The organism is Pelagibacterium sp., from assembly GCF_035555455.1.
Lineage (GTDB): Bacteria > Pseudomonadota > Alphaproteobacteria > Rhizobiales > Devosiaceae > Pelagibacterium.
Window position 1 is genome coordinate 45,900 of record NZ_DATMGM010000040.1, and the last position, 10,262, is coordinate 56,161.

10 protein-coding genes are annotated in these 10,262 nt (G+C 62.0%); 4 read left to right on the forward strand and 6 right to left on the reverse strand.

All coding sequences use genetic code 11. From position 1 onward, the window contains the following. The first annotated feature begins 1 nt into the window (after position 1). Both VNS12_RS07495 and VNS12_RS07500 read left to right on the forward strand, forming a co-directional pair. Positions 2–814 (forward strand): aspartate dehydrogenase, encoded by an 813-nt coding sequence (locus VNS12_RS07495; protein ID WP_325487203.1) that lies wholly within the window; start codon positions 2–4, stop codon positions 812–814. Then, positions 811–2,310, forward strand: a complete 1,500-nt coding sequence (locus tag VNS12_RS07500) for an aldehyde dehydrogenase (protein WP_325487204.1) — start codon at positions 811–813, stop codon at positions 2,308–2,310. The genes VNS12_RS07495 and VNS12_RS07500 overlap by 4 nt, the downstream gene beginning before the upstream one ends. A 92-nt stretch (positions 2,311–2,402) precedes the next feature. Here the strand turns inward: VNS12_RS07500 and VNS12_RS07505 are convergent, their stop codons facing one another. The 4 genes from VNS12_RS07505 to VNS12_RS07520 all read right to left on the reverse strand — a co-directional run bounded on the left by VNS12_RS07505 (position 2,403) and on the right by VNS12_RS07520 (position 7,676). After that, complete coding sequence (locus tag VNS12_RS07505; protein WP_325487205.1) at positions 2,403–3,476, reverse strand: ABC transporter ATP-binding protein; 1,074 nt, start codon at positions 3,474–3,476, stop codon at positions 2,403–2,405. A gap of 22 nt (positions 3,477–3,498) precedes the next feature. Then, positions 3,499–5,211, reverse strand: coding sequence for an ABC transporter permease (locus tag VNS12_RS07510; RefSeq protein ID WP_325487206.1), 1,713 nt, complete (start codon positions 5,209–5,211; stop codon positions 3,499–3,501). A gap of 62 nt (positions 5,212–5,273) precedes the next feature. Then, positions 5,274–6,329 (reverse strand): ABC transporter substrate-binding protein, encoded by a 1,056-nt coding sequence (locus tag VNS12_RS07515; RefSeq protein WP_325487207.1) that lies wholly within the window; start codon positions 6,327–6,329, stop codon positions 5,274–5,276. Positions 6,330–6,425: 96 nt separating this feature from the next. Next, entirely contained in the window at positions 6,426–7,676 is a 1,251-nt protein-coding gene (locus VNS12_RS07520; protein WP_325487208.1) for a M24 family metallopeptidase, read from the reverse strand. A 169-nt stretch (positions 7,677–7,845) separates the two neighbouring features. On the opposite strand from VNS12_RS07520, the gene VNS12_RS07525 reads away from it, so the two are divergent. Next, on the forward strand, positions 7,846–8,589 hold the full coding sequence (locus tag VNS12_RS07525) for a GntR family transcriptional regulator (protein WP_325487209.1): 744 nt from the start codon (positions 7,846–7,848) through the stop codon (positions 8,587–8,589). A 71-nt stretch (positions 8,590–8,660) separates the two neighbouring features. Here VNS12_RS07525 and VNS12_RS07530 read toward each other — a convergent pair whose 3' ends face one another. Next, complete coding sequence (locus VNS12_RS07530) at positions 8,661–8,831, reverse strand: hypothetical protein (protein WP_325487210.1); 171 nt, start codon at positions 8,829–8,831, stop codon at positions 8,661–8,663. Between the two features lie 437 nt (positions 8,832–9,268). On the opposite strand from VNS12_RS07530, the gene VNS12_RS07535 reads away from it, so the two are divergent. Next, the gene (locus VNS12_RS07535) at positions 9,269–9,580 is read left to right on the forward strand and encodes an invasion associated locus B family protein (protein ID WP_325487213.1); all 312 of its coding nucleotides are present in this window, start codon (positions 9,269–9,271) and stop codon (positions 9,578–9,580) included. A 172-nt stretch (positions 9,581–9,752) separates the two neighbouring features. Here the strand turns inward: VNS12_RS07535 and mce are convergent, their stop codons facing one another. Continuing rightward, positions 9,753–10,169 (reverse strand): methylmalonyl-CoA epimerase, encoded by a 417-nt coding sequence (gene mce / locus VNS12_RS07540; RefSeq protein WP_325487211.1) that lies wholly within the window; start codon positions 10,167–10,169, stop codon positions 9,753–9,755. Positions 10,170–10,262: the final 93 nt, after the last annotated feature.

Here is a 10,262-nt window from a genome sequence, read left to right on the forward strand (position 1 = left end):
CATGCATCTGGGGCTGATTGGCTATGGCAATATCGCGCGCACCCTGATCGGGATGGTAGTGCGCGAGAACGTTCCGCTTTCAGGAGCAACCGTATTGTGTCGGCCCGGGGCCGCTGATGAGACTCGCACGCGGCTGGCCGAGGACTTCCCGGGGAGGGGTGTCGTCGTCTCCGAGACGCAGGCCTTGATCGCCAGAAGGCCCGATCTGGTCGTTGAATGCGCGGGCCATGATGGAGTCCGCCAGCATGCTACGGCCGTGCTCAAGGCGGGCATAGAAGCGATCATCGTTTCTACAGGCTCGCTCGCCGACCAGAGCCTGCATGACGCCGTGATGCAGGCGGCGCGTGCCGGGTCCACCCGGTTCATCCTCCCTGCCGGTGCCATCGGGGGCATCGATATTCTCTCGGCCCTTCAGATGTCGGGGATTGAGGCGGTGACCTATACGGCCCGCAAGCCCCCGTTGGCCTGGAAGGATACCCCCGCTGCGGCGCTCCATGATCTGGATTCGCTTGCAACCGAAACGGTCTTGTTTTCAGGCAATGCCCGCGAGGCGGCCACACAATATTCCAAGAACGCCAATGTTGCGGCAACGCTGGCTCTGGCCGGTCTGGGGTTTGAAAACACCAATGTGAGGCTCATTGCGGACCCCGCTGTCAGGAGCAATGTGCACGAATACAGCGTGCGCGCCTCCGCTGCCGACTTCACGATGAGGATCGAAGGCAAGCCATCCCCGGACAATCCGAAAACCTCGGTCGCCACCGTCTATTCGGTGGCGCGGGAAATCTTCAACCGGTGCCGGGAGCAAGCCATATGAATCGTTTCGAACTGCCTTCTTCGGAGCTCTATATCGGCGGACGATGGGAAACGGGGACCGGCGCTGAGATCGTTTCGGCCTTTCCTGGCGACGGATCGATCAACCGCATCATCCCGGGGGCTAGCCGCGCCGATGGCGAACGCGCCATCGAGCGTGCTCTTGCGGCCCAGGCCGATCCCGCCTGGCGCAATCTCAAGCCTCATGAAAGGGCGCGGTTTCTCTACCGCATTGCCGAGGGCATCGATACCAACGCCGCCCGCATCGCCTATATCCAGACCCGCGACACCGGCAAGACGCTGCGCGAAACCACGGCGCTCGTTGCGTCCGCGGCGGCGACGTTCCGCTATTTTGCCGGTGCTTTGGAAAGTCTCGACGATACCCTCACCGCGCCACGCGGCGACTATCTCTCCTTGTCGGTCCACGAGCCGCTTGGTTTGGTCTCTGCCATCACGCCCTGGAACTCTCCCATCGCATCCGACGCCCAGAAGGTCGCTCCGGCGCTCGCCGCCGGCAATGCCGTGCTGCTCAAGCCCGCTTCGTGGTCACCTCTTGTCTCGCTCGAACTCGCCCGCATTGTCGAGGCGGCCGGCCTGCCCCAGGGGCTGTTTTCAGTCCTGCCCGGTGCGGGTCGGGAAATAGGCAATCTTTTGGTCGAGCACCCCTCCATCGCCCGAGTGAGCTTCACAGGCGGCACCGCAACGGGCCGCATGCTGGCCCGTCAGGCGGCTGAAAAGTTGATGCCCGTCTCGCTTGAGCTGGGAGGCAAGTCTCCAACCATCGTCTTCGCAGATGCCGATATCGACCTCGCCATTGCGGGCATCCTGTTTGGGGTCTTTTCCTCCAGCGGTCAGAGCTGCATCGCCGGGTCACGCCTCTTTGTCGAGCGTTCCATCTATGAAAGTTTCGTGGGCCGTCTCGTGGCGGCGACGAAACGGCTGGTTGTGGGCGACCCCTTCGATGAGCACACCCAGGTCGCGCCTCTTGTCCATGTCGATCATCGCAACGCCGTTGCCGCCCAGGTCGCCGCTGCCGTCGCAGGGGGCGCGCAAATTCTGTGTGGTGGCGCCATCCCCCAAGGGTCAGCTTACGACCAGGGCGCCTATTATCTGCCAACTGTTCTCGCCGGCCTTTCCAACGACGCGGATATCTGCCGCGAGGAAGTGTTTGGTCCGGTTCTGTGCGTCTTGCCGTTCGATGACGAAGCCGATGTGATCGCCCAGTCCAACGCCAATGATTATGGCCTGGCGTGCGGCGTCTGGACCCGCGATTTCCCCAAAGCGTGGCGCACTGCCCGCGCCATCACCACCGGCACGGTCTGGGTCAACACCTATAAGCAGTTCTCAATTTCCACGCCGTTCGGGGGTGAAAAGGATTCCGGAACCGGACGCGAGAAGGGCAGGGAGGGTATCCGCGCCTACATGGCCCAGAAATCGGTCTATGTGGATTTGACCGGCGCTCCCCATCCCTGGGCCCGTTGGCCCGAAGGAAGTGCCTGAGTCCGGGCTGTCGGAGCGTCCCCGAACAAGCGAACCTATCGCTTGTTCGGCTCGGAAGCACGACAAAACAACGACTTAGAGCGACCCGCCATTCAGCGGGTTGGAAAGACCATCCAGCCCTCGGGGCGCGTCGCCACAAAGACACGCTCGCCGACCGGCAGGGCTGTGCCCTCATGGTAGATGGTCATCATGCCGTCCCCGACATCGACCTTATTGCGGCGCATCTGGCCTTCGAGATGGCTTTCCGCAACGGTCCCGGCGATGCCGTTCTCCGCGAAGCTCTGGCTCAAGGGGCGGGCTCCCAGGACTACGGTCTGGCCGGTTTCCATCCAGAGCTGCCGCTTGACAGAGAAGACCTGGCTCGCCACGGCGATCTTGGCATGTCCATCATCCAAGGCGGCGACATGTCCATCGAGGGTGTTCACCTCCCCGAACAGGCGGGCGATGAATAGCGAGCCCGGCTCGCTCATGACGTCGGACGGGGCGGCCTGCTGCAAGATCCTGCCCTTATCCATCACCCCCACGCGGTCCGCTAGCCCCAGCGCGTCGTCGCGATCATGAGTGACGATCACTGCCGTGGTCCCAAGGTTCTTGCAAAGCCTGCGGATTTCACCACGCACATCGGACCGCAATTGGGGATCTAGATTGGAGAGCGGTTCGTCCATCAGCAGGATCCGGGGCTGCTGGGCCACAGCGCGCGCAAGGGCCACGCGCTGCTGCTGTCCGCCCGAAAGCTGGGTTACGCGCCGGTCGGCGAGGTGACCGATCTGCATCATCTCAAGCACATCCCTGGTGCGTGCCACGGCCTCGGCCCGCGCAAGCCGCGTCCGCCCGCGTTCGAGGGTGAACCGGACATTTTCCATCACCGTCATCGTGGGCCACAGGGCATAAGATTGAAACACCATGCCGATAGGGCGCCGCTCGGGGGCCACCCATATCCGGTCTGCGCGCGAATAGACCGCGTTACCGCTGATGGTCATTTCACCGCCAGTGGGTTCTTCCAGTCCGGCCATCATGCGCAGTGTGGTGGTTTTTCCGCAGCCCGATTGACCGAGCAGGACGTAAGATTCGCCTTCCCCGATCGTGAGATCGAGCTTATCCAGCACGAGAATGCCATTCTGGCCGCCGAATCTTTTCTCGATTTTTGCTAGTGCAATCGCTGTCATGGATGCCTTGAACCGTTTTTTATCAGGCGCGTGGGCGCCGTGTGAGGTAGAGGAAGCCGGCGAGAAACACCGTCACGATGGCAAACAGCGCCACCGACAGCGCGGCCGATTGCTGGGTCTGGCCCGAGCTGTTGTAGAGAAAGATGCGCGAGGCGAGCGTTTGCAGGTCGTAATTGCTCATGATGAGCGTAATGGGCAGCTCCCGCAGCGTCAGCAGCGCAACCCAGAACCAGGCGAAGATCAGCCCGGTGCGCGCGGCCGGAATGGCTATGGAAAACAGAGTCCGGCCCGATGTCACTCCCGCGGTCCGCGCATATTCGGCCATTTCGGGGTTGAGCTGGCGGAAGGCGTTCTCGGTGATGCGATGGGCCGTCGCCACATAGCGGGTGCCAATGGCGATGACCAGCAGCCAGACCGTGCCGAATAGGGGAACGTAGCGGTGCACGGCCAACCCGCCGATATTGAACACCACGGCGATGACGATGGAGGGGACGGCAAGGCTGACCACGGTGACGAGATTGATCGTCCTGCCCAGGGTTGGCGTGCGCATGGCAACCCAGGACATCGCGATCGTGAACAGCAGGACGCACGTGGGCACGAACAGAGTAATAAACAAGGTCGTTCCGCCCACATTGGCCAGTTCGGCCCAGAACTGCGCTCCGAAACCGGTCAGCGAAAGCTGTGACAGCGCCTCCAGGCTGGGCGGTTGTGGCACGGGCAGCAGCGCCGTCCAGACCAGCATCAAGAACGGCAGGCCGATGCCCATGAAAGCGTAGATGGCAAACCCGGTCAAAGCGGCCAGTTGCGCGCCCTTACCCAATCGTACCGAGGCGACTTTTGCCCGTCCGCCGATCGTCCCGGCTTCGGTGCCGCGTTTGAAAACCAGCATCTGGACGAGGATCAGCGCCAACAGAATAGCCGCTGTCATGGTCCCGATGGCTGAGGCGTGCCCATACTGGGGCAGGGTCATGGACGATTGGGTGAATTGATAGATCCATGTGGCCACCACGTCGATCCGCGCCGGCATTCCCAGCATGCCGGCATAGTCGAAGGTTTCCACTGAAATAACGAGAAAGAACAGCGCTGTACTGATCAGCGCTGGCGCCGTCATCGGCAAAAGGATTCTGAACAGCGCGTCGAATTTGCTCACGCCATGGGCGCTTGCCGCCTCCTCCATGGCACCGTCCACATTCGAAAGCGCCGGCGCAAGGAAATAGAAGGCCGGGCCGACCATGGTGAGGCCCTGGAGCAGGATGATCCATGGCATCGAATAGACGTTGATGAGTGATCCCTGGCCGCCGACCTCGCGCCACCAAAGGTTGACCAGGCCGTTGGAAGGATTGAGCAGAAAAATATAGCCAAGAGCAACAAGGAAACCCGGAATGGCGATCTGGCTGGTGGCGGCGATGAGGATAGCCCCGCGCCAGCGGAAATCGGTTCGGGCATAGAGCCAGGCGAGGGGAATCGCGACGAGAAACATCACCGCAAGACTGCCGAAGGCGAGGATGGCGGTATTGGTGACGACAGTGACGAATTTGCGCGATCCGATGATGGACTGATAATTTCCCAGCCCGAACGCTGCGGTATCATCGGAAAACAGACTGCTCAGGACAAGGCCGGCTATGGGCAGCAAAAGCAGGGCCAGGGCAATCACCGCCAGAACGACGACAAGCTTGCCCAGAGGGTCTTGGCGGCGCCCTGATATCGCAGGCGCCCGACCTAAGGAATATGACATGGGCCTAGACTATCCTCATGTGCGGCGGCAGGCGGGAAGCCCCCGCTTGCCGCCCGGATCGCTCAGATATCCTGCAAAAGCCGGGCTATCGCATTGCCCGCTTCCACGCCTGTGGTCATCCACCACTCGGCGGGGGCAGAATAAAAGCCGTCGGTCAGTTGCGACATCTCAAAGAGATCGGTTCCCGGCGTCGTGTGGCGGGGCCAATCGAGCACTTCGGCCGAAAGGGCCTGGCCAGCTTCGGTCTGGGACAGCCACCATGCAACCACCGTGGCCGCATTCTTGTTGTTCGACTGCTCCAGGACCCCGGCGAAGCGCGGAACCAACGGTGCCTTGATGGGGACGTAGGCGACGGGGGAGTTGTTGGCGACCTGGTCGGCGGAGATGCGGATGCCGAAGCCGATCGGATATTCCCCGCTTTCGACAAGGGTGCGGATTGCCGTGGGCGCGGGGGCAATACCCGCGCGCAGGTCAACGAAGAGGGTTTCGACCATGTCCAGCGTCTCGTCCTGGCCCAGTCCGATCGCCCAGGGCGAAAAGACGTCTGGCAAAGCAGCTGTCACGATCCGGCCTGCCCATTCCTCGCGCAGAAGATCCTCGATGCTGGTCGGCACTTCCTCTGCGCTCAACAGATTGGTGTTGTAAAAGATCGGGCGCGCGAACTCGGCCACGAATAGACCATGCACCTGTTCGGCGATTTCATCGGGATTGGCGTCGAGCGCCGCCCAATCGGTGCCCGCGATCGCGCCTGCCTCGTTGAGAATGCCGAGCAGAGTTGGAACCGTGACGAACAGATCCACGGGGGCCTCGACCCCGGCATTATGCTGCTGCACCACTTGCTGGATATAGACCGGGTCGGGCGAGCCGCTGACCAGCCGGATATCGATGGCGATGCCAAGATCTTTGGCGATCCCTTCCTCGAGACGCACTTCATCCTCGGCGGTTCGCGCGTCGGTGCTGACAAAAAGCGAAACGGTGCCCTCGGCTGCTGCCGCCTCCAGAAGGGCCGCAACACCCTCCGGCAGGTCGGTCTGAGCCAGTGCTGGGGCCGCAGACATCGCAGCCAGCATCGCCATGCCCGCGGTTGCCAATGACAGCTTGAAACGATCGAGTTTCATGATTTTTCCTCTCCTTTACGTTGCGTGCCCTCCCTGGCGCGTAATTGCGCCGCGGCGGGATATGCGCGGGCGGTCCCTCAACCGCCGGCTCCGCTATTAATCGATATGGTTCATGCGGGTGGACAGTGTGTTGTAGCTCTCAACGCCATCCCCCGTCACCGCAACGACGCCGCCAATCAGCGACCAGTAGCGACCGAATCGGCAGTCGGGCTGGAGCGAGAATGTCATTCCCTCCTTGATTTCGTAATCGAACGGCATGCGCTCCCCGCCATCGACCAACGGGTATTGCGAGGCCATGTCGGGAAGCTGGTCGCGAATTCCATCGGCGGACGGCCCACCGCCCAGCAGCGGGTTCAGCGCTGCGATCTGCGGCGTCAGGTGCCAGGCGCCAGCGCGGCGCGTCGGCTCTTCCATCGCTTCGAAGACGTCCCTGAAACTCGCACCAGGGCGCAGCATTTGCATCCCGATCTCAAAACTTTCACGCGCGATCTCGTGGCAACGCTGCGTCTCATCGGGAACCGTGCCTAACGTAAAGCTCATGTTCACATGGGTATTGAGTTCGGCGAAGTTGGGGAAGATTTCGGCGCCAACCATGTCGTTGGCTTCGAGAACGCGGGGTTTGTGACCCCGAATGAGCCATGTTGGCTCGCCCCAGGAGGGGTTTTGCAGCCCGGTCTGGAACAGCATCCAGGTCACGCGCATGCCGAGCTTGAGTTGCGCGGCGTAGCCGGCCGCATAGACTTCCGTTTCCGTCACTCCGGGGCGCGCAACCGCCATCATGGCGCGGATGGCCTCGTCACCGGCTTGGGCAGCGCGGCGTAGATGCGCGAGGTCCGCCTTGCTCTTTTCCGCCATCACCAGCCCATATTCCTGGGTGATGGGCACGATCGTGGCATCGGGCAATCCGGCCTGCACGGCTTCCCAGGCGTCCTTTGGTACCCACCCATATCGGAAGAACGGGCCGCCCCAGCCCGCGCCGATTACCCCGATTCTCCCCTTGTGGAGGCCCTTCTCCTTGAGGATTTCGGGGCCGAGATGGGTCACTGCGCCGGTGCGAATATCAGTGATCCAGCTGCTCTGCCCACGTTCGCGGGCCACCATGTTCTGGGTAGCCACTTGGGCCGCAAATGCGATCATTACCGGCTCGCCCTCACGCGGGAAGACGAGGTGCTGATAGCGCCGGTCATAGGTCAGATACTGCCCGGCATCATAGCGGTCGCTTCGGTCTGACCCAAAGATCAGGAGCGCGTCGAGCCCGTGGTCGTCCATGAACGTGCGGGTGCGGCTCCAGCGATACTGGCGCTCTTGCTCGGTTGCTGTGTTGGGGCTGGATAACGCCGTCACCATACTCTCCTCAATTAGGCAATCTCAGCAATAGGATATCAGTTAAGGATGAATATGCAACAGTAAAATGTTACTGAGCCTTGAGGGGCTTTAGCTGCCATGCCCCAGCTTCCCTTCCGCTCGCGGCTTTGGTATCTGCTCTCAATCGCGATCTAGAGGATTTTCGTGGTCCATGAATAATCATGAAGGTTACAGCGTTCCGAGCGCGCTGCACGCACGGTCGCTAGCCGTTTCCGCCAAGACGCTGGCCGACAAGGCTTTTTTCCTGATCAAGGCCGATATAATCGATTGCGTTCTGCCGCCCGGGGAACTGCTGTCCGCCCAGCAATTGATGGCGCATATCGGCATGGGCCTTTCGGCTGTCCGCGCGGCCATGGAGCGGCTAGTGGCCGGCCATTGGGTCACGTCCGCGCCCAACAAGGGATACCGGATCGACGGAATTACCCTTAAGGACGTCATCGAGCTCTATGATCTTTCCGAGATGATCTCGCCCCAACTCGCCCGCATGAGCTGTGGTCGCATCGATGACGTCTATGACCAGCTGGTGTTGCTTGCCGAGGAGGCCAATGGGCCACGGCAAGCCCGCAACGAAGAGGAAGAGCATGGTGTGCTGCTCGCGACCGGGGAAATCCTCCGCACCATTCGGATTGCCTCGAACAATTCCTACGCCATTGCCCTGACCCAGCAGATCACAGAACGGCTTGATCGGGTGGTTGCCGCCCGCCGCCATTATTCATCCGCGCCTATCGACTTCCGCCGTGATTTCCGTCCGCTGATCGAAGCCTTGCGGGACAATCAGCCCGACGCGGCGGATGCGGCGTCTCGAAGCAATGTTCGTCGCATGCGCTCGATCGTCATCGATCACATTTTGCGGGCCGAGGCTTTTGCCAATTCGCGTATTCTTGCAGGGATGTAGGGCCCGTCGCTTTCAACGCGCCATTGTGGACGGGTTAGCCCATCTTGAACGGCCGAATATAAGCAAAAGGGTCAGTCCGGCACGACGGGCACGAGAATCGCGCAGGATGCCTCTTTGCCCGTTACGGGTGGACTGGTGTGGATTTCGGCGACGTAGTCGCCCCCCAGCCGATAGCGGCTCTGGGCCAGCCAGGTGTCGAGCAGCCAGATATTCTGGACGCCGCTTGGTGAGGTTTCAGCCATGTGATAGCCGCGATAATCGGGCTACCATAGCTGGCGGGCGGCAAGGGGAGGGAGAAAAAATCTGCCCCGGCGGCGGCCATCTCATAGTCAAGCCCATCGCTCATGGTCACGCAGTAATCCTAGCGTACCTGATCGGGTGGCACGAATGTCGTCGCGTAGCAGGCCGACGATTAAATGCCTGTTGGCCTCGCCCACACCCTCAGGCAGCGCGCTCACGAAGCGCTGCCAATATTTCGGCACATAGCAGGGTGGGCCGGTATGGCGGCGGCCAAACAGTCGGAGCCCCGGACTGTTTGGCCGCCCTACGCTAGTGCTTGCCGCCTTATCCTGCATGCCATTGGGCCATTGTTCGTGCACCCGGCGAAAATCGGGAGGGCGTTATGCCGTAACGCTGCCTGATGAACGAAGATTGGCTGGCATAGCCCAGATTGACGGCGATGGACGGGCAGGCGGTGGTGGAGCAAATCGTGCTGGGCCGCCCGGTGCCCGAGCTGCCGGTCAAGCTCATCGTGCTGTTGCCGGCCGAGGTCTGGCTACCGGCCCACGTGGCCCTCATCGCCGCTTCGGGCGAGACGGCGACCGCCAGATTCACCCGCTGTGTCCAGCTCTGCGTCGCCGACATCGATGCCGACGCCGCGCTGCTGACGCCCTCAAGGCGGCGACCAAGCCGGCCCAGCCGGTTTTCGAGGACGGCAACTGCCGGTCCATCGAGCTCTCCATCTCCCTCAACGGCTTCACCGCAGCTGTAGGGGCAGCTGTGCAGTAGGGGAGGACCTTTCTGATCCTGCGCTGGAAGCGGGTGGTAAAGATGATCTCGGGGACGCGGCGCAAAAGGCTCCTATGCCGGCACGGATGACGCATTCGCTGATCTGATCACCGGGCGCATCCCCGATGCCGTGGGGTCTTTTCCTGCGCCGGTCATCATTGCCCCGGCGCGGTTTCCTCGATTTCGATCAAGGTGCCGTCGAAATCCTTGGGATGCAGGAATATGACTGGCAGCCCGTGTGCCCCGATCTTTGGTCGCCCGTCCCCCAGAACCCGCGCCCCGCCTTCGGTCAATTGCCGGACTGCGGCGGAAAGATCGGCCACCTCATAGCAGATGTGATGCATGCCCCCGTCCCGGTTGCGTTCGAGGAAGGCGGCAATCGGCGAGTTGGGGCCCAGCGGTTCGAGCAATTCGATCTTGGTGTTGCCCGTATCGACGAACACCACCCGCACGCCGTGCTCGGGCAGGGATTTTGGCGCGGAAACCTGGGCGCCCAGCAATTGGCGATACCGCCGCGCCGCGCGATCGAGGTCGGGAACGGCGATGGCGATGTGGTTGACGCGCCCGATCATCGGTTCGACAGCCGCCCCTCGATCCTGTCGAGCACCGCGAATGCGGCGTCGAGCACATTGGTGCCCGGCCCGAAGATGTCGACGACGCCCGCC